The sequence below is a fragment of the Brevibacillus sp. AG genome, assembly GCF_028369215.1.
Lineage (GTDB): Bacteria > Bacillota > Bacilli > Brevibacillales > Brevibacillaceae > Brevibacillus > Brevibacillus porteri.
The window spans coordinates 390,431-414,364 of the sequence record NZ_JAQMYO010000005.1 but is presented as its reverse complement, the minus strand read 5'-3'; the positions used below and the strand labels follow the sequence as shown (position 1 = coordinate 414,364).

Annotated in this window: 23 protein-coding genes; all 23 read left to right on the top strand. The window is 45.7% G+C overall.

The annotated features are described in order from the left end of the window. Positions 1–2 precede the first annotated feature (2 nt). On the top strand, positions 3–533 hold the full coding sequence (locus POF51_RS15795; RefSeq protein WP_017252081.1) for an FHA domain-containing protein: 531 nt from the start codon (positions 3–5) through the stop codon (positions 531–533). Between the two features lie 5 nt (positions 534–538). Next, a complete protein-coding gene (locus tag POF51_RS15790; RefSeq protein ID WP_017252080.1) occupies positions 539–1,378 on the top strand; it encodes a PP2C family protein-serine/threonine phosphatase in 840 nt (279 codons plus the stop codon). A gap of 20 nt (positions 1,379–1,398) precedes the next feature. Then, positions 1,399–3,249, top strand: a complete 1,851-nt coding sequence (locus POF51_RS15785) for a PP2C family protein-serine/threonine phosphatase (protein ID WP_069848085.1) — start codon at positions 1,399–1,401, stop codon at positions 3,247–3,249. Next, complete coding sequence (locus tag POF51_RS15780) at positions 3,246–4,523, top strand: normocyte-binding protein (RefSeq protein ID WP_069848083.1); 1,278 nt, start codon at positions 3,246–3,248, stop codon at positions 4,521–4,523. The genes POF51_RS15785 and POF51_RS15780 overlap by 4 nt, the downstream gene beginning before the upstream one ends. Beyond that, a complete protein-coding gene (locus tag POF51_RS15775) occupies positions 4,514–5,209 on the top strand; it encodes an iron-dependent peroxidase (RefSeq protein ID WP_069848081.1) in 696 nt (231 codons plus the stop codon). The genes POF51_RS15780 and POF51_RS15775 overlap by 10 nt, the downstream gene beginning before the upstream one ends. 51 nt (positions 5,210–5,260) lie before the next feature. Beyond that, on the top strand, positions 5,261–7,933 hold the full coding sequence (locus POF51_RS15770; RefSeq protein WP_271755706.1) for a molecular chaperone: 2,673 nt from the start codon (positions 5,261–5,263) through the stop codon (positions 7,931–7,933). Positions 7,934–7,977: 44 nt separating this feature from the next. Beyond that, on the top strand, positions 7,978–8,757 hold the full coding sequence (locus POF51_RS15765; protein ID WP_271755735.1) for a DNA and RNA helicase: 780 nt from the start codon (positions 7,978–7,980) through the stop codon (positions 8,755–8,757). Between the two features lie 14 nt (positions 8,758–8,771). Beyond that, positions 8,772–9,440, top strand: coding sequence for a hypothetical protein (locus tag POF51_RS15760; RefSeq protein WP_271755705.1), 669 nt, complete (start codon positions 8,772–8,774; stop codon positions 9,438–9,440). Then, positions 9,437–10,861: a contractile injection system protein, VgrG/Pvc8 family gene (locus tag POF51_RS15755; protein WP_271755704.1), complete on the top strand. Its 1,425-nt coding sequence runs from the start codon at positions 9,437–9,439 to the stop codon at positions 10,859–10,861. Before POF51_RS15760 ends, POF51_RS15755 begins: the two co-directional genes overlap by 4 nt. 72 nt (positions 10,862–10,933) lie before the next feature. Continuing rightward, positions 10,934–12,079, top strand: coding sequence for a pentapeptide repeat-containing protein (locus POF51_RS15750; protein ID WP_271755703.1), 1,146 nt, complete (start codon positions 10,934–10,936; stop codon positions 12,077–12,079). Next, the gene (locus POF51_RS15745; RefSeq protein ID WP_069848071.1) at positions 12,076–12,627 is read left to right on the top strand and encodes an imm11 family protein; all 552 of its coding nucleotides are present in this window, start codon (positions 12,076–12,078) and stop codon (positions 12,625–12,627) included. Before POF51_RS15750 ends, POF51_RS15745 begins: the two co-directional genes overlap by 4 nt. Continuing rightward, positions 12,614–13,036, top strand: a complete 423-nt coding sequence (locus POF51_RS15740; RefSeq protein ID WP_069848069.1) for a DUF4280 domain-containing protein — start codon at positions 12,614–12,616, stop codon at positions 13,034–13,036. The genes POF51_RS15745 and POF51_RS15740 overlap by 14 nt, the downstream gene beginning before the upstream one ends. A 13-nt stretch (positions 13,037–13,049) precedes the next feature. Further along, positions 13,050–15,704, top strand: a complete 2,655-nt coding sequence (locus POF51_RS15735; RefSeq protein ID WP_271755702.1) for a GH-E family nuclease — start codon at positions 13,050–13,052, stop codon at positions 15,702–15,704. A gap of 31 nt (positions 15,705–15,735) precedes the next feature. Beyond that, positions 15,736–16,314, top strand: coding sequence for a suppressor of fused domain protein (locus tag POF51_RS15730; RefSeq protein WP_271755700.1), 579 nt, complete (start codon positions 15,736–15,738; stop codon positions 16,312–16,314). Positions 16,315–16,658: 344 nt separating this feature from the next. Continuing rightward, a complete protein-coding gene (locus POF51_RS15725) occupies positions 16,659–17,114 on the top strand; it encodes an SMI1/KNR4 family protein (protein WP_069848062.1) in 456 nt (151 codons plus the stop codon). Between the two features lie 2 nt (positions 17,115–17,116). After that, on the top strand, positions 17,117–17,581 hold the full coding sequence (locus tag POF51_RS15720) for an SMI1/KNR4 family protein (protein ID WP_069848060.1): 465 nt from the start codon (positions 17,117–17,119) through the stop codon (positions 17,579–17,581). A 422-nt stretch (positions 17,582–18,003) separates the two neighbouring features. Further along, complete coding sequence (locus POF51_RS15715; protein WP_069848058.1) at positions 18,004–18,183, top strand: hypothetical protein; 180 nt, start codon at positions 18,004–18,006, stop codon at positions 18,181–18,183. A 17-nt stretch (positions 18,184–18,200) separates the two neighbouring features. Then, positions 18,201–19,175: a hypothetical protein gene (locus tag POF51_RS15710; RefSeq protein WP_271755699.1), complete on the top strand. Its 975-nt coding sequence runs from the start codon at positions 18,201–18,203 to the stop codon at positions 19,173–19,175. A 22-nt stretch (positions 19,176–19,197) separates the two neighbouring features. Further along, a complete protein-coding gene (locus POF51_RS15705; RefSeq protein WP_069848054.1) occupies positions 19,198–19,653 on the top strand; it encodes a DUF6630 family protein in 456 nt (151 codons plus the stop codon). Between the two features lie 208 nt (positions 19,654–19,861). Beyond that, positions 19,862–21,988, top strand: a complete 2,127-nt coding sequence (locus POF51_RS15700; protein ID WP_244521753.1) for an HNH endonuclease — start codon at positions 19,862–19,864, stop codon at positions 21,986–21,988. Beyond that, positions 21,979–22,434, top strand: coding sequence for an SMI1/KNR4 family protein (locus POF51_RS15695; protein ID WP_271755698.1), 456 nt, complete (start codon positions 21,979–21,981; stop codon positions 22,432–22,434). The genes POF51_RS15700 and POF51_RS15695 overlap by 10 nt, the downstream gene beginning before the upstream one ends. A gap of 2 nt (positions 22,435–22,436) precedes the next feature. Further along, complete coding sequence (locus tag POF51_RS15690; RefSeq protein ID WP_069848049.1) at positions 22,437–22,901, top strand: SMI1/KNR4 family protein; 465 nt, start codon at positions 22,437–22,439, stop codon at positions 22,899–22,901. A 399-nt stretch (positions 22,902–23,300) separates the two neighbouring features. Further along, on the top strand, positions 23,301–23,756 hold the full coding sequence (locus POF51_RS15680; RefSeq protein ID WP_069848047.1) for an immunity protein YezG family protein: 456 nt from the start codon (positions 23,301–23,303) through the stop codon (positions 23,754–23,756). Positions 23,757–23,934 lie beyond the last annotated feature (178 nt).

The following is a 23,934-nucleotide window of genomic DNA, read 5'->3' as shown; positions in this document are numbered from 1 at the left end:
GAATGAGTTTGACAAGATGCGCGAATGGTCACATGTTTAGCACCAGAAAACACGGAAGTACCTGCCCTTATTGCAGTATGGTCGTTGAGCCTGGGGCAAAGCCGGACAACAAAGCACCAGCGAGAGTGGCAGACGACGATAAAACGATGCCGTACCTGGGAGAAACAGAAGGAATTGAGCCTGTTACCGGATGGCTGGTATGTATTGAGGGGCCGCAACAAGGTCAAGATTACCGCATTATGGCGGAGAAGAACTTCATCGGTCGCGCAGAGGATATGCATATCCGAATCGTCGGAGACAACACGATCTCTCGACGCAATCATGCGGTAATTGTTTACGATCCGAAAAAACGCAACTTTTACTTGCTCCCGGGTGATGCGTCGGGGCTTGCCTATCATAACAATGAAGCAGTGTACACACCAGTCGAGCTTACTGCGTACGATGTGCTTCAGCTCGGAAAGAGTACCTTTATTTTCATCCCGCTGTGCGGTGTTCACTTCGAGTGGGACAACTCTAACAAAGGCAAGGAATGATGAGCATGTTTCAACAGGGCGCAATCCCGTATCTGGTCGTCCTCGGCGTGATCATTGCCATTACTCTTTTGTTTCGTCTGCGTGCAACTTTGATCCGGCAAGAAAAGAATCCCGTCATCCAGATCGGAAATGGACAGACGATCGGCAGACGAGAAGAACAGGATGATTACTTTTCTACAGCAACATCGTCTCATGGGACGATTGCGATCTTGGCTGATGGAATCAGTGGACTGGCTAACGGCAGACTTGCTTCAACGCTTGCCGTGACTACATTTATCCGAGAATTTACAAAGCTGGACAACCCGAAGCATATGTCCCTCTTCTTTTCCCGGGCTGCTTCTCTGGCCAATTCGGAGATTTTGCAGGCGCTGAGAGGAAGTCGGGGTGGGACCACGCTGGTCGCTGGCGTAATCGTAGAGGACAAGCTGTACTGGGGAGCGGTTGGAGACAGTATCATTACTGTTTTCCGGGATGGAGAATTCATCCCGATCAATCAAAAAGACATTTATGAGTCGGTGCTGGAGGCTCGTTTTCTGTCCGGCGAGATTACGAAGGACGAGGCGCTGGAGCATCCGCAGAAAAAACAGCTGATCAACTACTTGGGCTACGACAACTTTCAAAATATTGAAATTGGACGTGAGCCGTTTCCACTTGAGAAGGGAGACAAGGTCATTCTGTGTAGTGACGGCGTCTACGATACGTTAACCGAGATGGAGCTCGAGCAGATTTTGTTCCAAAAAATCGCTGCCCATGACGCGGCTGACCAAATCATTGAAGCGGTGGAAAGCAAGCAAAAAGCCAATCAGGACAACGCAACCATTCTCATCCTGGAAAAAGGCTGGTAACGGGGGAGCGGGTAGTACGAATGAGAAAGGACAACAGTGAATTCATTACCGGGTTTCTATCCGAATCAGGCAGCTTCGTTCGCAACAAGGATTACTTTGCCTATGCCGAGCTGGATGATATCGCGTGCTGGGTAATCGCCCGCGGATTGGACAACGATCAGGAAGTAGAAAGTGCAGAGTTGGCGGCCAAAAGCGTTCTGGGCTACTTTTTGCAGAGGCCGTCTATTTCGCGTTATCGCATTCGCCGCTATTTACAGGAGGCCCATCGTGTCCTGCAAGCCGAGAGCCATCGCGTCAGATTAAAAGCGAGCTTGACGGTAATCGTAACGGACTATGCCAGAGTGAGATACGGTGTCGCTGGTAACACCCGACTGTATCAGTTTCGCAATGGCCGACTGCAATGGCAAAGCAAGGATCAGAGTCTTGCCCAACAGATGGTGGATGGGGAGGAAATCGCAGAGGACTCGCTTGATCAGCACGAGGAGCGGCATAATCTCTTGAGCTATTTGGGGACACCCAATGAATTTCGCCCGTTTATCTCCAAGAAGCTTCCGCTCTATGACGGTGATGTTTTTCTGCTTGCCACCCCAGGTCTGTGGGAAAAGGTGAATTCGGCCGAAATGAAGGACGGGCTTCAAGAGGCGACAGATCCTGAAACCTGGATCGATACGTTGGAAGACGTGCTTTTGAGCAAGCAAGAGCATGTCGTTCAAAACTACACGGCAGCCGCTATTTTTGCGAACAAAATTTTCAAGACAGACCCGCAAAAAAAATGGCGGATTATCAAACGGGTGGCACTCATCCTTCTCGTGCTTGCCTTGGCTGGAGGCGGAGCTCTGCTGTTCAAAATGAAAGAAGCGGAGCGCATCGCGGATGCTGCGACAGGCATGTTCGAGCATGAAACAGCCGGAGACGCTTTCATTGCGGAGAGCGATTATCCGAAGGCACTCAAGGCGTACAGCGAAGCCCGAAATGCCGCAAATATCGTCAAAAACAAAATTCAAGCCACTCTCTTGGCGAAAAAAATCCGCATTACACAGTTGATCGTGGATGGAGATACGGCTGTAAAAGATGAGCAGTTCGCCAAGGCATTGGATAAGTACGACAAGGCGCTCAAGGAAATGAAAGGGCGCGAAGATTTTAACGAACCGGAGATTTTGGAGAAGAAAGAAAAGACGCAATCGTATGTACTCGTCATGCAGTGGAAAAAGGAAGGCGATCTCTTGTTTGAGGCGCAGGATTACGCTGGTGCAGAAGCCTATTACCAAAAGGCGCGCAAGCTGGCGTTGGAAACGTCTTTTGTAACAGGAGAAAAGGAGCTTCGCACCAAGCTGGATGAGGTAGCTTCCAAAAAGACCGGCATTGACAAGGAAAAGAAGACGCTCGATGGTGACAAGCTGGAGAAGCAAGGCGACGAGAGCTATGCGGCGCAAGACTTCGAGGGAGCGATCCAATCGTATACGCAGGCGCAGGAAATTTATCAGGAGATTGGTGTGCTGGAAAAAGTTTTGGCGATGGAGCGCAAGGTGACAAAGGCAGAGGAGAAGCTAAATCCTCCTGCTGCTCCGCCTTCGGCAGGTGCGCCAGCAGGCCAACCTCCTGTGCAAGGGACGAGTGCTGCGAGTCAACCTCCGGCAGCTCAGGTGAATCAAACGGCACCAGTTAACCAGACAGCTCCGATCAATCAGGCAGTCCCAGTCAATCCGGTGGCTCCAACTTACCAGCCAGTTCCGGCGCCCCAAGTAGCGCCGACCAATCAAGCAGCCCCGCCAGCCGAGACAGCTCCGGCGACTCAACCAGTTCAGTCACCGCAAGCTAATCCACCAGCTACAGCCAATCCGACACAGGAGGAGGCAGCGAAAACGCCATGAAAGAGATCGTACTGGATCGTTTGAACAAAATGGAGGAGCTGGAGCAGCGCAGGCTACTCAAGCAGATCATGAACGGTGTCTTCCTCAACCTGGTCGAGTATCAGGAGGAGATGCAGAAGAAGCTGGAGGAGCGTGTTTTTTCCGAGATCGAGGACAAGGAAGATAAGCATGACATCTACGTGACCCTCTGCCATCGAGATGATTTTGACCCGATCCATGAGTATTTGTACCCGATGATCCCTGGCGATGAGGAAAAGAAGATATGTGATCGCAAAGAATTGGCGGTCAGGCTCAGCAACCAGGAAGAAGCGGTCATGATGACGATCTTTTTAGAGTGTGAATATGACAAGATTCAGGCGCTGATGATGAGCAAGCGAACCTTCAAGGGTCGTCTGAACACGACAGGCAATCACTATCCAATCGAGGTGCGCCTCCAACAAAGTCGTGTGTATATGGATGAGCTGGAAAAGCTGTACAACATGTTTCAAAAGAACGGGATGCCGTGGAAAACGGTGAATCACCCTTACGCCAGCAAGTTTTTCGATGTCATTCTGGTTGCCTGTGAGGGCACGTTTACAGAAGACGAAGAGATACTGGAAATGTCGATTACCCTTGATGAGTGGGAGCCTTACAGAAAGCTGGACGTGATCCCGTTGTGGAACATCGAGCGTTTGGCTTTAAAAAACATCGGCTTTCCCGTACCTGCCATTGACCGGGTGAACTTCGAGCATGTCCTGTCGTTACGCAAGACGGGTAGTGAGCACGGATATTTGGTGGATGGAGATGAGGAGCTGATTCGCTACATCAAGCGTTCGCCGGAAGAGCTCACGATCGTCTCGCCTCAGGAGAAGTCGGGAGTTTGGAACGTATGCAAAATTACACAGCCTGTCACGACCCGCATCGGGAGACTGGATTACGAATTGGTGTCCAATCGTCGCAAAAACAGCTTCGTTGGGAGCTATGCGCGGAAGCAGGCGATGACCGTACGGGCTAAAGGAGAGATTATCCGAATCGTCCATTCCTTTGAAGCCGCTGAACAATTGGAGCTAGTGAATGTAGAGATCCGGGACAAAAACAATCGGCCTCCCGCTACGTACGGCTTAAATCCGTTCATTAGCGATAACGTCCGTGTAGAAAACGACAAGAAGATCATGGCTCTCGGCTTTCGGAGACGCGGGGCGAACAGCTTTCTTCTCCAAGACATGATGAGCTTCCTCGTCTCCGAGGTTCAGATGTATTTTCCGGAATACAAGTGTGAAGGAGAATGGGCTTGAATTACATCTGGGATTTGGTTATTCGTGCAAAACGTGCAGGGATCGCCCAAAAAGACATCCAGTTCCAAGCGGCCAAAGTGTACTCGCCCTACATGGAGCTGAGTCATGAGGCCATCAACGCCAAAACGGTGGACAAGACAGTAGAAGTGAATCCGTACTACCGCTTCGACGATATTTTCCGTGACCTTTTCGACGCCAATTACTCGGACGATGTAGAGCTTCGGCATACCTTGTTTGATATCATCATCCATTTGCTGGCCGAGATTGATCTGTCGCAAGGGATGAACAAGCGTGAATACCACATCCGTTTTGTATTGCGCGACTTGGAAGCGGGGCTGTTCGGCAGTCGGGTACAGGAAAATATCCGACTTTTTACCAAAGAGGAGCGAGAGATTATCGCAGGTAATATTTTGCGCTTGTATGAGACCGGCGAAGCGGTGTACCTGCTCAAGGATACGATGCGCAAAATTTTCTCTCACTCTACCATTTACGCCAATTGCGAAGAAAAAGATGAGCTGCTGATTTACGTCGGGCAGTCGGAAAGTGAAACGGCACATGCCAAGCTCGCTTTAATCAAGGATATTTTTCTACCGGTTCGGTTCCATACAGAGATTTATTGGCGAAATCATTTCGGCATTTTGGATGTCGAGGAAACGATGCAAATCGACAGTGTTGCACTGTACTAGAGTTTTTTGACCGATTGACCCCAACGAAGGTCGGGAGAGAGGAGAGTTGGGATGACTACCTATTCATATAAGCTTCATCTCCAAAAAGGCAGCGGGGATGGAAATCAACGCAATCATCCAGGCGAAGCGACCTACACACGGGACGAACTGATGGAGATGACGACCTTTCAGCTCCGCAATATTTGCTACAAGGAAAAACTGGTCGGCTCTGTCGTGAACAATCTCGATCGGGAGGGACTGCTGCACACGCTTCTGCGTTTTCGTGGGGCAGAAGAAAACCTTCTGATTGAGCGCGCTGTTCCAGGTGGTATTGAACGCCTCGAAGCTGTACTCCACAAATATTTAAACACACCGATGCCAGGTGTAGATGCGATCAAAATTCCAGCGAAGATGTGCTTGTACATGGGTCTCGCCATTGACAGGCTGGACAACTATCGCGTCGAATCCTCCCAAGGCTTGTCCGAATCCAATGTGCTTTTAGTGAATGACCATATGGAGCTATGCGGCATTCTGCATCTGCATAAAGACAAAGACGATAGGAGAGCGGGGCATTTTACGCTACACGCTCACCAGGATGCTCCATTGAGAAAAACCGTCAATCAAAACTACAGCCTGCTCTTTTTCCGCAAGCAGGATTCGGAGTATTTGTACAAGGCGTATCACCAGGACCATCCGTTGCCGCCTGTCAATCTCCACTACTACAAAGTACCGGTGACTGACCTCGAGATCAGGGAATTGGAAGAAACAGATGCCGTTCTCGCGATTGATTTTGGTACCTCCTCGACGACAGCGGGTGCTTTTCTCGACCATCAGTATGTCAGCTCCCCTTCTAGCAACGACTTGTTGAATGGACGTATACGCTTGAATGCGATCAATTACGTCTCTTTCCCCGATACAACGCAAAAAAACGAGGAATGGATCGAGGTGCTGCCGACGGCTGTCAGCGTGGCGGATTGCTCCTCCCCACATGACGTTCGCTTTCACATCGGTTATGAAGCACTGCGGCACATGAAAAAGAACGGATACAGCACAAACGCGACCGTGTTTCAAGGCATCAAGCGCTGGGTGAACAGCTATCACAAGATCGAAGAGGTCATGGACAGCCAAGGGAATACCGCGACTGTGAAACGAAGCGACATCCTGCGCCAGTACCTTCTTCACGTCATTCAAATGGCCGAGCATCAATTCAAATGCCGCTTTCGTCATTTGCATATCACAAGTCCGGTCAAGCTGAAAACGCAGTTTCTTGAGATGTTCACCGAGATTTTGCCTGAGTATCGCATCGAATCAGAGCACGCTCTCGATGAAGGAATGGCCGTCCTGTTCAACACGATTGCGGATCAAATTGACAAAAACAGCTTTCTGGACGGGGAAACGTACCAAGCGCTCGTCATCGATTGCGGTGGAGGAACGACGGATCTGTCATCATGCCATTTCCGGATCGAGGACGGACATATCTCCTATCGCATCGATATCGATACGACCTATGAAAACGGCGACACCAATTTTGGTGGCAACAACATTACGTATCGCATCATGCAATTTATGAAAATCGTCTTCGCGGACTATTACGGAAAAGGGCGGCAAGTGACCGACATCGACCAGATCATCGACATCCCTGGATCGGAAATTTTCCGGTACGTGGATGAATACGGCGTCGACTCCATCTATGAACGCTTCGAGGCGAGATATCGGGAAGCTGAGGCGATTTTGCCGACTCGCTACAAGGAGTACGAGAATAAGAGCCGGGACGAATATCAGCGTGTCCGAAATAATTTTCACTTTTTGTGGGACCTCGCTGACCACATGAAAACAGAATTTTTCCGTCAGACCGGCATTCTGCGAAATCGCTTCACATCCGATACAGAAAATCGTCAAGAGCCTGATCTAAAGCTGACGGCAGTCGAGCGATGGGTGTTGTCGATACGGGAGGATGGTCACTTCCGGGATGTGTTTGATTTTCCGGATGTCGTATTCAACGCTAAAGAGATCAATCACCTGATCAAGGCGGATATTTACGAGATTTTGCGCGTCTTCTTGGACGATTTTTATCAACAGGGAAGGTTGGCTGACTTCTCGATCATCAAGCTGACTGGGCAGTCGTGCCGGATTGATGTTTTCCGTGAAGCGCTCAAAGAGTTTGTCCCAGGACGCAGTATCGAGTTCCGGCAAAAGTCAGAGGATGCAGGCAAGGTGCCAGATCTGAAGCTGTCTTGCTTACGTGGGGCACTGCGCTACCAAAGTGCAAAAAAGGCAGGCTTCATCGAAGCGCAAATTACGAACCATGCGCCGATCGTCCCGTATTCCTTGACCGCCTTCACGCATAACAAGCAAGAGAGAGTGCTGATTCACAGTCAGGAAAAGCTGAGTCTCGTACATGGCTCTATCTCGCGTCCCTACGGCGTGAGCGAAGTTGAATTTTATCTCAAGGAAAATGACGGCCAGCTGCGCCAGCGGTACTTGTACATGGATGAGCCTGCTCAATACATAAACGTGTTGTATGAGGACATCGCGAGCAAGTACGGAACGCATATCCCGCAGGATGAGACTGACTCGATTCAAAATGGCGAGTCGAAATACTTCGTTTTTGCGAGCGGCAGTGAGTGGGGATTCCATGTCGTGCCAGTAGCTCGTCTGAATGAACAGCTTGCTTTGGGAAAAAAGGTTTTCTTTGCTTTTGAGAGTGACTTGTCCGAGCTGGATTTCTTTGACGGGATGAAATGATCAAGTATCCAGGCAGCTTAAATGAACAGGAAGGGGGAACAGCGGTGTTTTCCCATCTCTATCCCAATTTTCATAAAGGGCGAATTCTCAAGCGAGAGATGCTTGAAAATCTGCGTGATTACCCGCGGCATTTTGTAGATTTATACTTTCAGGATTATACAGACGGCATTATTTCTGGGGTGGATGTATCGATAGGCGAAGGGCACCTCACTGTCGGCAGAGGAATCGTCAAGCGTCAAGGACGGATTTATTTGTTCGACCGCGAAGAGCGTGTTCCTTATGAGGCCACAGGTACGGAGACGGTACTCAAGATTCGCTTTCACGAGGAGACTTCGCTGACCGACTATTACGTTTACGAGACGTCATTTGTACTCGATCAGGAGATAGAGTCACGCCAGGATGAAAAGGAGCTGGGGCGCTTCAAGCTCAAGCAAGGGGCAAGGCTTCGCGGGGATTATCAGGATTTAGCCGATATGGCGACGGAATTCAATACATGGAATATCGTGCATGTCGAACATGCCGGGAGAAACGAGCCAACACTTGCTCCTTTCATCCTGCGGTATTTTGCGAATGAAATGCTGAAAACTGTCACCAATCACCCGTATGATCTCGCCTTTGCCATGCAGTGCTTGAATGCGGACAGGGTAGAGCGGGGGCTCATTCTTCATTATATAGGTAACAGAATGGGGACTGGTTACCGCGAGTACACGAACCTGCAGATTCTCAAATACCTCGCACGTATATTGGATGACGCCAAGAGTGGCGGAAAGTCCTCAAAAACGGAGTGGAAAACAGGCGGGCGTCAGCGGGTTATTGTTGATTAACGAGAGGATGGTGAATGGAAATGGCGCGCATGGATGAAAGCATTATCGGCATGTTGAATGAGCTTTCCGGTGAGGATGCACAGCCAGCAGCAATACGTTTTGGTCCAAAGGGTAAAAACCGACTGGATGTGGTGAACAAATCATTTATTACAGTCGGTGAAGAGAGAATTCCCATGGAGGACAAGCGCGTCCTCGACGATCTCGTACAGATTCGACTCCCGAAGACATTTTCCATCATGAGTCCAGAAGTAGCAGCACTGAAGTATCCATCGGAACGTAGGCCTTCACTGATTTATACGAACGAAACGGCGTCCATTAACTTGGCTTTCACCTATACCGAGAGCAAGCTGACCGATTCTCCTGCACAGCTGAAAGCCTTCATGGATGTCATGAAGCAGGTTTTGCGGAGAACACAGCCGCTCGCTCGTTGGCAGGAGGAAGGAATACGTGAGATTGCGGGGAACAGCGTCGGATTTTTCGAGTTTGTTGCGCCCGCATTGGATACGGACATTTACAACCTGATCAGCTTTGTCTCTCTACAGGAACGCGCTCTTCTCTGCACGTTCAATTGCACGGAGCAGGAGCTGTCGGACTGGAAGCCAATAGGCTGGGGGATCATGGATTCCTTGTCGCTCGTATCCACCAATTCGAATGAAAATGGGAAGGGAGAAGGGAAAATATGAGTCTTCCTGTCATTGCCTACAACAATTTGCAAATCTCTCCTTATCAATTGACGCATCTGGTAGAACTTACGATTACGAAAAAGATTAATGAGCACGCTCGCCTGACATTTACGGGGATCGTACCAGAAGAATTGAAGGACAGCTATGTAGAAATGACGGAAGCACAGACCCCGATCGAAATCAGTCAGGTGGATAGCGACGGCAACGCCACGCCGCTTTTTGCGGGGATTGTTCTGGAGATAGGCATCAAAGCTGTACGAGACGTTTATTATCTGTACGTCGAAGCTGTCTCGCCTACGTACAATCTCGACGTGAAGCGCAAGAGCCGTTCGTTTCAAAACAAAGCCATGACCTATGGTGCCCTTTTGAAAACAATCGCAGGAGAATACCCAGGCATGGACATTATGGACATGGCCTCCAATGGCGGGAAGCTGGGCTCCTTTACCATGCAGTATCAGGAGACGGATTGGCAGTTTCTCAAGCGGCTTGCTTCGCGTTTTCAGACCGGACTGATGCCGGCATCCGTTTTTGAAAAGCCAAAGTTCAGCTTTGGTGTGCCAGAGGGTGCCTCGAAAGGTAAGCTGGACGATTTTCACTATCGAGTGCGCAAAAATTTGAACGAATACCGCCATTCCTCGGAAAACGGGGTCAAGGGCGTGGATGAAAATGACTACATCTTTTACGAGGTCGAGACGGATCGCGTGCTCGATTTGGGCAACGGTGTGGATTTCAAAGGGAAGAGCCTGTATGTGTATGAGGCACATACCGAGATGAAGAAAGGCTTGCTCAAGCATAAGTATTTGCTTGCGTCCAAAAAAGGAATGAGCCAAAAACCGCTCCACAATTCGCTCATTGTAGGGGCATCGGTGCAAGGAAAAGTCATTGAGGTCTCCAAAGACAACGTCAAAATCCACCTCGATATCGACGAGAAACAGAGCAAGAGCGAAGCGCACTGGTTCCCGTATTCCTCGGTTTATACGGCTGAAGGAAACAGCGGTTGGTATTGCATGCCGGAGCTCGATGACTACGTCCGCGTCTATTTTCCGAGCAACAAGGAAAGTGACGGGATTGCGATCAGCTCTGTCCGGAAAAATTCAGACGAGGGCGAAACGAACAAGCTCGGGAATCCCGATATCAAATACTTCCGCACGGCCAACGGAAAAGAACTGATGTTCAGCCCGTCGGAGGTATTGCTTAGCGCAAAGGACGGGGAAATCCTCATTCGCATGACCGATGCGGACGGCATTCAGATTTTCAGCAAGAAAAATATCAAGGTTGTCTCCGAAAAGGACATTTTGATGGATTCTGCCACGAAGGTGATTATCTCGGCGAAAGAGGAGATCAGTCTCACCTGCAAAGAGAGCAACATCAAGATGGACGGAAATACAAGCATCGTCGGGCAGGAGCTCAAAACCAATTGACACACATGGTTGCCACGCGGGTAACCGTGTGTTTGGTGTATGCAAAAACGGTGCGAAGAAGGGGGGATTGGCATGGAGAGAGAGGAAGCCTTGCAGCATTTCAAGGAGCACGAGGTGCCGAAGAGAACCATCGCCAGCCTGCATGCCTTGGATGCATACTATCAGGCGAATAAAGAGAGGCTGGCAAAAGAATTTCTCCGTTCCTTTGAAGCAATATGCAGACGCGTGATGGATAAGCAGGAGCAAGGGACAAAGGGCAAGCTGGCGTACTTGACCTATTCCATGCTGCGGACGGAGCTTCTTCTTGGAAGCAGTCATTATTTGCTGGAAGCTACGGACAGCAGTTGGTTTTTCGATCCGGTGGAGTGTCAAACCAGCTATGATGCGAGCTGGGCTTTCCGCTTTTTGGATCGGCTTGCAGAAGAATGGGACGAGGCTGCAAGAGCGTATGCCGGACATGTAAAACTTCCCGATATTGAGCGAATCAAGCTCGTGGAGGCAGAGAAGTTTCATCAATATGTAGTCCACCTGATCCGTTATGCCATGGTGAAGGCTGTTCAGCTGGAGGTCTTCCAACAGGTGGACAAGGAGCCGGAGCTGGAGGTGCGTGTCGGAGAATATTTGGATCAAAGCGAGATCGTGTACTGTCTGGACACTCGCCACAAAGATTCCGAGATGATCCGTGCTTGGCTGGAGGAGAAGCAAGAGCTGGAATACGGTTACAAGGTTTTGGCTGGTCTCGATTTGGCACAAGGGCATTTCGACAGTTTGGACCTGCGCTATTCGGACTTGTCGGACAGTCACTTAACGAATGCAACCCTGCGCGAAAGTGTTTTGGTCGGAACGAGATGGCATCGTGCCCAGCTAAAAGCGGTTGATTTCGGCGACAGTCTCATTCACGGAGCGGATTTTACCGGAGCGAATCTGCTAGGCGCGAGCTTTCGTGAAGCATCCGGGCCAAGGGGCCTTTTGGAGCCAGATGCGTGGGAGATGCCCGGTTTTGATGGTGTCTTGTTCATCGGGGCGGACTTGACCGGGACTGATTTTACTGGAGCCGATCTGCGCGGCGCAGACTTTACCGATGCGATTTTGACCGGAGCGAATTTTAGCGGAGCGCTTCTGGAGAGAGCCGTATTCTCGAAGGAATCTAGGGAGTCTATTCTGTTGGATGAGCTTCAGGAGCGACATGTCGTTTGGCGAGAGGGGAGTCAGGTATGAATTATTTCATCTTGTCACAGGACGAGCGCATCGCGAGTGCGGTAGAGCCAACCAACGTTTTTGACGTCATCCGGCAGGAGTGGCTCACCCCGGATTATCAGGAAGAGCTGGATGAGGCGATCATCCAGTTCGACATCAAGCAAAAGAAAGAGAACGACTATCTGGATTTTCTCGACAGACCTATCCCGCTCTATTCCAATCGCTTAAAGACAATCATCCACAAGTTCGCACCGAAGCTTTTCGTCAAATCTGTCGTGCTGGTAGACAGGGAGCGGATCAAGCAGGATTTGTACTGGATGATGATCCTGCCGCGTGTGAACTGCCTGTCAGAGCAAAGCGAGTTTCACAGGGACGGCTCACTCAAAAGGCTGGTTCTTGATCCAGAAAAGATTGGGCGCCATACGATTTTTCAAATCGAAGGAATTCGTGAACCGTATATCATCATCGATTTGCGGCTGGCGGAGGCTTTGCTGCGCAGAGACTTTTTCGGTATCCGCTTGAAAAAAGCAGAGCAAGCAGAGAGGAGAATCAGTCATGCCCATGATTGAAGATGTCGATGTTGTACCATCGTCCGCTCCGAAGAAAAGCTACGTCGTGGCAGGAGCGATTCTCACGTGCGACTACGGGAGCCAGAAGAACAAGCTGAAAACACCCTTTAGTCATGGCGTGTACATTCGCAACCAGGCACAGATGAACGTGAATGACTATATGCCGCAAGTGAACATCATGCCGTTTGGCAAATGCAAATGCGAGAAAAATCCAACCGTCGCGGCTGCTACTGCTGCCAACAACGGCGTACTCAAGCCGATGCCATGCATTCCAGCGGTCACCATGCCTTGGATCGAAGGCAAGGCAGATGTACTCGTGGAAAATCATCCCGCCCTGTTAAACACCAGCACGAACATGTGCGTATATGGAGGCTGCATTCGCATCGAAGACGACGGACAGGAGCAATAGTGAGGGGGATTGTATGAATACGACAGAGAAGCTGGCTGGATACGAGAATATTCAGTTGGTCTCACCCTTTGAAATCCAAAGCCTACAAGATGTCAGAATCGTGAAGAAAGTCAATGAGCACGCGAGACTGTTCGTCACCGGTATCATCCCGGAGGAAAAAAGCGACCGCTACATTGAGATGGCGACGAGTGAGGATACAGTCGCGCTGAATTTGGTGGAAAACGGTTCGCTTACAAAGACGCTGTTCAAAGGACTCGTGGATTCCGTCAGTGTCAATTTTGTTCACGGCGTGTACCACTTGGAGCTGGAAGCGGTCTCGCACACGCAGCGAATGGACGGACAGCGCAAGATGCGCTCTTTTCAGCATAAACAAATGACCTATGCCAGTCTGCTCGATGAAATTACGAAGGACTATCCTGGCTCGGATTATTTGGATCATGCTTCGAACGGTGCGCCGCTTGGGACCATCGCCATCCAGTATCAGGAGACAGATTGGGAGTTTTTAAAGCGACTGGCCTCTCGCTTCGGCTCTATTCTCGTCGCCGAGGCTGTCGCGGATAAGCCAAAATTCTGGTTCGGCTTGCCCGAGGGACGTACTGCTCAACTGACAGACGCGAGCTACACCATCAGCAAAAGGCTGTCTCCCTATATGGAAACGACAGAAAACGGCTACGCAACAGGTATGTCGGAAAACGATTTTCTCACCTATGAAGTAGAAAGCGGACAGGTCCTCCAGCTCGGGGACCGCGTGAACTACCAAGGAAAAGAGCTGGTCGTCGCCGGGTCCACAACCAGGATCGACCATGCCCTTCTCATTCACACCTATCAGCTCATGCCCGAAGCAGGCATCCGTCAAAACCCTATCCGTAACGACGACATATGCGGCGCTGCCCTGGAAGGCAAGATCATCGACATCCAGAAGGATACCGTCAAAATCCACCTCGACATCGATCCGAAGCAGCCCAAGGCAGAGGCGAGCTGGTTCCCGTATGCCACGGTCTACTCGGCAGAGGGCAACAGCGGCTTTCACTGCATGCCGCAAATGGGTGACTCCGTCAAGCTGTACTTCTCCACACCAGATGAAGAAGGTGCCATGGCAGTCAGCTCCGTGCGAAAAGGCGGGGGCAGCACGGCGAAAACGGGCAATCCCGGCATCAAGTACTGGGGAACCAACTTTGGCAAAGAGTTGATGATGGGCGGCAAGGAGCTCGTTCTTACTGCCAAGGAGAGCAAGGAAGGCAATATTTTTATCAAGCTGCATGAAGAGGACGGCATTGAAATTCATAGCATGCATCCGATCGTATTTTCCTCGGAAAAGGATATGGAGATTACGTCAGACACCAAGGTTGAGATCAAGGCCAAGGAAGCGATCTACCTCATGTGCAGCACCAGCAGCATGATTTTGGACGGGGAAGTCGATCTTCAAGCGCCGAAGATTGAGATGGTCGGGCTGACGAAGGCGCCTGTGGTTGTGGAGGATTTGCCGCAGGAGGAGGAAGAAGAGGAAGAGGAGCAGCAGGAAGAGGAAGAGTCTGGCTGGGGTGGATTTCTGGATGGTGTACAGTTAGCGCTGGATGTTGTGGGACTCATTCCGGGTTTGGGAGAAATAGCGGACTTAGCGAATGCAGGAATCTCGCTAGCACGTGGAGACTATGCAGGAGCGGCGCTATCTCTAGCTGCGTGTATCCCTTTTGCAGGCTGGGCGGCAACCGGAGCCAAGCTGGGAGCAAAGGCACATAAAGCACTAAAGGGAACGAAAGCGGGACAGAAAGTGCTCGAGGTAGCAGACTCAGCGGCGGATGTAGTGAAGACGGTAGCAAATGCCGTCGAAAGTACCGTTGGGAAGGTCTGGACGGCTGCCCGCAAAACACTAGACGAGATGGATGTGATGCAAGCCGTCCAGCGAATCAAGGAGCAGTTGTACGCTAGCGTAATGGCTGCAAAAGATGCAGTCATCAACAAGGCGAAGCAGATGAAGGAACAGCTCAAGCAAAAGGCTAGGAAGCTGCGCGATGATATGCAAGAAGGATTGCAGAATTTAGCGGATAGTTTAGGCCCTCAGTTACAATCGGCGGAAGGGTTTCCAATAAAATTCTCGAATAAAAAAGATGTGGTAGAGCTTGCCCCTACGGAGAACCAACTGAAGTGGCGCGAAACATATGGGGGACCGAATGGGCAGAAGCCGAATCAAAAGCCGCCGGAGAAGCCGCCGGAGGAGACGGGGGATGGGTCTTCTAGCACGACAACATGGAATGAGTTCCAAAATGCCAATAAAGGTAAATATAGTAAAGAGGAAATGAGTACTGCTTGGGAGGATTATAAAAAAGAAAATGGTATTGAAAGTGATTCAGGTGATAAAACTTACTCAAGACCTTCAGGATATAGAACAGGTGTTAGAGATACTGTTTGGGATAATGCTAAAGGTGAAGATGGTCATGTAAGAGATCCACTGACTGGGAAAATAATGAATAAAGACGAGCCTTGGGAAATGGGGCATAAACCAGGTTATGAATTTAGGAAGCATAAAAAAAGTGCGGAAGAAAGAGGAATAACAAGAGAACAGTTTCTGGATGAGCATAACAACCCTGACCACTATCGTCCTGAACTTCCAGAATCTAATCACAGCCATAAGGGTGAAGATTTAACGGACGATTATTTTGGAGATTAAAATTAGTAAGTATTAGCAAAGGGGGAGCATAATGAAGATACCAAATGAAAGTAAATTACTTGCTAAATCAGCTTTAAAAGCATTTGGTGGCAATCCTGCTATTCACAAATACTGGGATGACGAAAAAATAGGTAATATTGATATTTTATCAACAACGGATAGACCATGCGAAGGTGTTACATCGTATTCAACCATTGGATTATATATGCATTCAATAGGAAAAATTGTAGATGAAAAATTTTTGAGGGTAGAAATTGTGGGGGCAAGTGCAACTATCCATGAAGAATTTCCTAATATATTAGCGACTTGCGCTTTTTGTATAATCAATTCCAAAATGCCGATTTATCCAGGTAAAATATTTTTGGATGTGGTGAAGATGTATTATCCTGATATTGAAATGAAGCATGTGCTCTTCGTGCCTCCATTTCTGTGGGAAGATCAGTTACAAACAATTGATCTTCAAGATAAAAAAGTTGCATGGTTACTTGCTGTCCCGATTTCAGAAAAAGAATATTTATTTGCTGAACAACATGGTTCAAATAAACTTGAAGATTTATTTGAGCAAAAGCAGATAGACATTTTCGATATTGAGCGAAAATCAGTTTTATAGTATCACTAGGTCTGTCAAAAGTTTTGTGTAAACTTGATATACAACCTCAACATTTAAGAGTAAGGCTTATTCCATCTTTGAACTACGAAGAGGAGTAAGCTTTTTTGCATGAATATGAACTGAAAGGCTTAGAGAGGCTATGTAGTTAATACCATAGAGAGGTTAGTAGCTGAAGGAAACTATAGGGACAAATTTGAGATACAGTTGAGAATAACTAAGGTAAAACTAACAAAACAAGTTGAAGTCCTATAGTGGTAATTGGAAATCCAATTACCATCTTTTTTGGGGGGGAGGAGAAGTGGGTAGGAAGGGAATTATAAAAAGAAAATTTTGGAGACGTTATCATGGGATTAATTAGATGGATGTTTGTAGAGAAGCCTGTTGATGAAATTACAGTAGCTTCTGTGGAGAAAAAGTTTGGTGTGAGGTTTCCGTCAGAATATAGGGAATGCATCCAGAAATATAACGGTGGATATCCAAAACCCCAAAAATTTGATTTTGACAATGGGACACAGGGAGTTTTTAATGATTTAATTAGTTTTACTGATGAAGTATTAAATATTCAAATGTTTTTTGACTTTAAAGATGATCCGTGTACCATGGGAATAGTACCATTTGGCAGAGATCCGTTTGGAAATTTACTTTGCTTTGATTTTCGCAATTCTTTAGACAAACCGCAGATAGTTTTTTATGATCATGAAGAAAAAATAGAGGACGCAATAACTCCAATATGCACTTCATTTACGGAGTTATTGGAGAGAATGTATTCTTTAGAAGAAAATAAAGATAATGGAGGGTAAAAATGGGAATTAAATTTGATTATACATTTCAAGAGTTAAATAGACAGGACATCGAAGGATTTGAGAAAAGAAATAACATAATACTCCCTAGCGACTACAAAGAATTTCTTTTAAAACATAATGGTGGAAAACCTAGTGTGAGGAGATTTGTAACTCAAGATGGTAAAATAACTTCATCAATAATGATGTATTTTCCTTTGTCAGAACAGGCAGAGATGAATTTAGAAGACAAATATAGAATGTATACTATTGGTAAAATTGTACCCTCTAACTTTCTTCCTATAGGGATTGATCCAGCCGATAGTTTAATCTGTTTATCGGTAAGAGGGAATGATATAGGAAAAGTTTATTTTTGTGACATGGATTATTTTGAGGAAGATAAGGAATTAAAAGAAGAATTTATTGTCGTAATTGCTGAAAGCTTTACAGATTTTACAAGTAAGTTGTTTATTCCTGATAACAGCTAATGTAGAAAAAATAGAATGGATTATAATTCGTTTTTATCTCATCTGCACAAGAGACAACTGCAAATGCTCATTCCGACTTAAACTCTGAGATGGAATGAGCTTTTTTTGCATTTGCAAAACCAAATGATTAGTGGCTCACTTCGGAATATCAGGAAAAGCTGGATGAAGTATCATTCAGTTCGACATAAAGCAAAGCGAGTGGAGTAGGGGAATTAAACGCTGGGGCATATAAGCCCGGAGGCTTTGCCAATAAGTCGTCTGTACCTTAAGTGCTTCCAAATACTTAGAACGGTATAGACGCGGCATTTTTATCAAAAGGGCCTTCACCAAAATTAACAATGATCGAATCGAAAGCATCAGATTCTCCTAGTTTCAGTTATTCTGATAAACAAAAATTAGGTGGCTAGGAGTATTTTCAACAAATGCTTAATAGTAGTGATGCAAGGTATGCAGATTTTGCGCGGAAATTAAAAAAATTAAAAAAAGAAAATCCAGGACTTCAATATGATTTTATTAGAGTAGAAACAGATATTAAGATAACCAAAACTGGATTTGGAGTAGATGAATTAAAAGTAAAAGATTGGAGTAAAGAAATCGAGTAACCATAAGGAGAATTAAAATGCTCAACCCCAAAAAATTAGAAATGGCGTATAAAAGATACAAGGAAAATTTTACAGAGGGTATCCGATATGAAGATATAAAAGAGGAATATGATGATAGCAAGAGTGAAATCAGTGATATAGTGGAATACAATACCATAGAAAAGGATCATATTTTACTAATAAATTTAGCCTCAATTTATTCATATCACTTGTCAAAATGGAAAAACGATGTGCTGGCTAATGGCGGAAGTAAAGCGGAAGGATTAAAAAACATGCAAATGGTAGTATTTTATCAGTGCATGGGGCAAGATCTTTATAAAATCCGGTATCCTCAAATGATAGTAGAATACTCTTTTAAGGGAGTTTTAACATCTTTAATTCATTTCACGATGTTTGGGTGGGAGAAAGAAGAAAATATATTATTTGATTTTATTGTTGATCATTTCGGTGGGCCTTTAATGGAGGTTAATGATGACAACAAGCATACTTGGTTTTTATTTGAGTTATACTTGAAATATAGAAATAAAACAATTATGGGAACAAATGAAAAATTACATTTAACTGTTAAAGAAAAGTATAAGAAAGCTGGGCTGCAATGTGGTTTAATACCTGAAGATCTAGATGTTTATAGTGAAGTGTTGGAAAGATGGTCAACACCTAGTTCGGAAGAAATCGAAAATTTGGTCGGGAAAATGGTGTTGTATCATTCACAATTAGCCTCAGAAATAGGACAACTAGGTGAATTTGGTGACTTCAGATATGGATTCTATCCTTTTGAAATTTTGTTCTTGCTTTATGTGAGGAAACAAATGGATTTGTATGCTCCAAAACAATTTGAAGAACTATTGATGAATACCCCAGAAGCGAAGATGGTGTTTGGAGACCCTGAACCATACCCTGAATGGGACCCTTTGTTGCTCCAGATAGATAATTTTTATCGTAAAAATTACCCAGAATATATCCCGAACAAACATGGAGTATTGTTTCAATAAATAATATACGGGGGACGTCAATATGTATGGTCAAGGTATAGCACAGCTGATATTCCCAGATAGCAAAGATTTAGAAGAATTTATTAGGGATCATGAAGAGCTGGATTTACACGAAAGCTTATTAAAATATGGACTGTCCACAAAGAAATTTTTGTTTCTTGATTATAAAGGTGAGCAGTATCAGGAGATCGTCAATTATATTTTGGATTATGAATTCAATCTTCAAAATGAATTAGCTTCACAAGAAGAACTTGAAGAGCTCGGGAATTTTGAGTATGAATATGTACCTGAAAAGATAAGGGAAGCAAATAGGATACTGTCACAAAGGGGATATGGATTATTTACTTATCCGACCTCTGGTGACTTTTATGCATTATTCATCGCCCAGCTGGAGAATAAAACAAGATTACTGGAAGTAGAGCTACTTGCTGACGAAAGAATTCCTTTAAAAGAAAGATATATAAAGTATTATTCCTAAGATGGGGAAAACCGCTGATCCATGATTCAAAAGCGGCAGTGACTACGTGAAAACGAGGATTTTAAAACAAAAGAATACTATTCTAGTATTGGTACACAGGTCAATCATGTGCATTTACTGACATGATTGACTTGTTTTTTTGTAACTTTTCTTTCCAGCCCAACTGACAGACGCGAGCTACACCATCAGCAAAAGGCTGTCGCCCTATATGGAAACGACAGAAAACGGCTACGCAGCAGGTATGTCGGAAAACGATTTTCTCACCTATGAAGTAGAAAGCGGACAGGTTCTCCAGCTCGGAGACCGCGTGAACTACCAAGGCAAAGAGCTGGTCGTCGCCGGTTCGACAACAAGGATCGATCATGCCCTTCTCATTCACACCTATCAGCTCATGCCCGAAGCAGGCATCCGGCAAAACCCTATCCGCAACGATGACATATGCGGTGCTGCCCTGGAAGGCAAGATCATCGACATCCAGAAGGATACCGTCAAAATCCACCTCGACATCGATCCGAAGCAGCCCAAGGCAGAGGCGAGCTGGTTCCCGTATGCTACGGTCTATTCAGCAGAGGGCAACAGCGGTTTTCACTGCATGCCGCAAATGGGTGACTCCGTCAAGCTGTACTTCTCCACACCAGATGAAGAAGGTGCCATGGCAGTCAGTTCCGTGCGAAAAGGTGGAGGCAGCACGGCGAAAACGGGCAATCCCGGGATCAAGTACTGGGGAACCAACTTCGGCAAAGAGCTGATGATGGGCGGCAAGGAGCTCGTTCTTACAGCGAAGGAGAGCAAGGAAGGCAATATTTTTATCAAGCTGCATGAAGAGGACGGTATCGAGATTCACAGCATGCATCCGATCCTATTTTCCTCGGAAAAGGATATGGAGATTACGTCAGATACGAAAGTTGAGATCAAGGCCAAGGAAGCGATCTACCTCATGTGCAGCACCAGCAGCATGATTTTGGACGGAGAAGTGGATCTTCAAGCGCCGAAGATTGAGATGGTCGGGCTGACGAAGGCGCCTGTGGTTGTGGAGGATTTGCCGCAGGAGGAGGAAGAAGAGGAAGAGGAGCAGCAGGAAGAGGAAGAGTCTGGCTGGGGTGGATTTCTGGATGGTGTACAGCTAGCACTGGATGTTGTGGGACTCATTCCGGGTTTGGGAGAAATAGCGGACTTAGCGAATGCGGGAATCTCGCTCGCACGTGGAGACTATGCAGGAGCGGCGCTATCTCTGGCAGCGTGTATCCCTTTTGCAGGCTGGGCGGCAACCGGAGCCAAGCTGGGAGCAAAGGCGCATAAAGCACTAAAGGGAACGAAAGCGGGACAGAAAGTGCTCGAGGTAGCAGACTCAGCGGCGGATGTTGTGAAGAACGTAGCAAATGCTGTCGAAAGCACCGTCGGGAAGGTCTGGACGGCAGCCCGCAAAACACTAGACGAGATGGATGTGATGCAAGCCGTCCAGCGAATCAAGGAGCAGTTGTACGCTAGCGTCATGGCCGCAAAAGATGCTGTCATCAACAAGGCAACACAGATGAAAGAACAGCTCAAGCAAAAGGCTAGGAAGCTGCGCGATGATATGCAAGAAGGCTTGCAGAATGTAGCGGATAGTTTAGGCCCTCAGTCACAATTGGCGGAAGGGTTTCCAGTAAAATTCGCGAATAAAAAGGATGTGGTGGAGCTTCCACGGACAGAGAATCAGCGGAAGTGGGACGAGACTTTTGGACGACCCAATGAGCCGAAACCGAATCAAAAACCGCCGGAGAAGCCGCCTGAGACTAAATCTAAACCTTCAAAAGAAGAGCAACAAAAAGCAATAGACAAAGCAATGGAAGATGCTGCTCGAAATCAACCAGCTTATACAAGAGTTCCGAATAAACCAAGAACATATAAAAACAAAGTTAGGAATGAAGATGGCACGACAACTTATACATTTGTCTCAAAGAAAAATGGAAAAGAATACAAAGTAACTTATGATAAAGCTGGGTTCCCAATATTTAATTCTAAACACGAAATTTCACTGCCTGAAAAACTGTACTTGGAGCCGGATGGAGTACAATTTGATTATTTGTCAAAAAAACTCTATGAGGAAATCATAAAGAACCCAGACCTAGCGAAAAAATTTACTAAAGAGGAAATTGAACTATTTAAAAATGGCTCCGTCCCAAAAACGTTGACATGGCATCATCATCAAGATAGTGGGAGGATGCAAATTGTTGACTATTTTGAACATCAAGTAGCCGGTCATACAGGAGGAAGAGCGATTTGGGGTGGAGGAGAGGCAGGTAGAAAGGGTCAAATCAAAAAGAAAATTCTGGAGATGTTATCATGGGATTGATTAGTTGGATGTTTGTAGAAAAAACTGTTGATGAAAAGACAATATCTTCTGTTGAGAATACGTTTGGTGTGAGGTTTCCGTCAGACTATAGGGAATGCGTTCAGAAATATAACGGTGGATACCCAAAACCCAATAAATTCGATTTTGACAATGGGACACAGGGAGTTTTTAATGATTTAATTAGTTTTACTGATGAAGTATTAAATATTCAAATGTTTTTTGACTTTAAAGATGATCCGGGTACCATGGGAATAGTACCATTTGGCAGAGATCCGTTTGGAAATTTACTTTGCTTTGATTTTCGTAATTCTTTAGACAAACCTCAGATAGTTTTTTATGATCATGAAGAAAAAATAGAGAACTCAATAACTCCAATATGTAGATCATTTACGGAGTTATTGGAGAGAATGTATTCTTTAGAAGAAAATAAAGATAATGGAGGGTAAAAATGGGAATTAAATTTGATTATACATTTCAAGAGTTAAATAGAGAGGACATCGAAGGATTTGAGAAAAGAAATAACATAATACTCCCTAGCGACTACAAAGAATTTCTTTTGAAACATAATGGTGGAAAACCTAGTGCGAGGAGATTTGAAACTCAAGATGGTAAAATAACTTCATCAATAATGATGTATTTTCCTTTATCAGAACAGGCAGAGATGAATTTAGAAAACAAATATAGAATGTATACTATTGGTAAAATTGTACCCTCTAACTTTCTTCCTATAGGGATTGATCCAGCCGATAGTTTAATCTGTTTATCGGTAGGAGGGAATGATGTAGGAAAAGTTTATTTTTGTGACATGGATTATTTTGAGGAAGATAAGGAGTTAAAAGAAGAATTTATTGTCGTAATTGCTGATAGCTTTACAGATTTTACAAGTAAGTTGTTTATTCCTGATAACAGCTAATGTAGAAAAAATAGAATGGATTGTAATTCGTTTTTATCTCATCTGCACAAGAACGTGTGAGACAACTGCAAATGCTCATTCCGACTTAAACTCTGAGATGGAATGAGCATTTTTTGCATTTCCAAAACTCAATGAATAGTGGCTCACTTCGGAATATCAGGAAAAGCTGGATGAAGTATCATTCAATTCGACATAAAGCAAAGTGATAAAACGACTACCATAATTGCTTTACAGACTTATTCCGCCAAAGAAGAACCTCCCAAAAAAGTAACAGTTGATGTTGAGATAGTTTACTCTGGTAATAATATGCGCCCGGACAAATTTATTGTTAAGTACACTATTGATGGTAAAGCAGGTAGTGCAAAATTTAAAAATTTTTAAAAGGAGTGGAATGTAGTTATGAAAGAATTTGAAGAAAGGTTTAGTGAATTGCAAGCAGATATGATATCCATATGTATGGAATATGTTGGAGAAAGGGCCAATAAAGTATATGTTTATGCTTCATGTGAAGAAGATATGATATCGAGCAGTTTCTATTATTTAATTAATAATAAATATGTAGAGTGTCATAAGTTGAATGATGTATTGGAGGATCGGGACGAAAGTTATGATGTTTCTACAGAAAGACAGTTTATGGTATTAAATATTATCAATGATAATATAGAAAAAATTGAAGAATTGTGTAAAGAATTTGAAAAAGACATGCCAACTGAGATGAAATTAATATATGATGCTACGAGTGGCAAGTTTCAAGCTGAATACAAGTATGATTTAGTGCACACAAATGATGATATAAAAACGGCTGATGACTTTGCTGATGAATGGTTTGAGGAGATAAAAAGTAAATCTCTTTAATGGCTCAATTTAAGAAGGCTCGGGTCTCCCAGTCTATCAATAGTTTTGAGTATAAATGGTTTACAACCCTAGCAACAAGATCGTACAAAACCAACAAACCAAACACTAAAAAACATGAAAAACAAGTCTATAAACTTTCAAAGGCTTATTCCAACTTGCCATACCAGGAGGAGTAAGC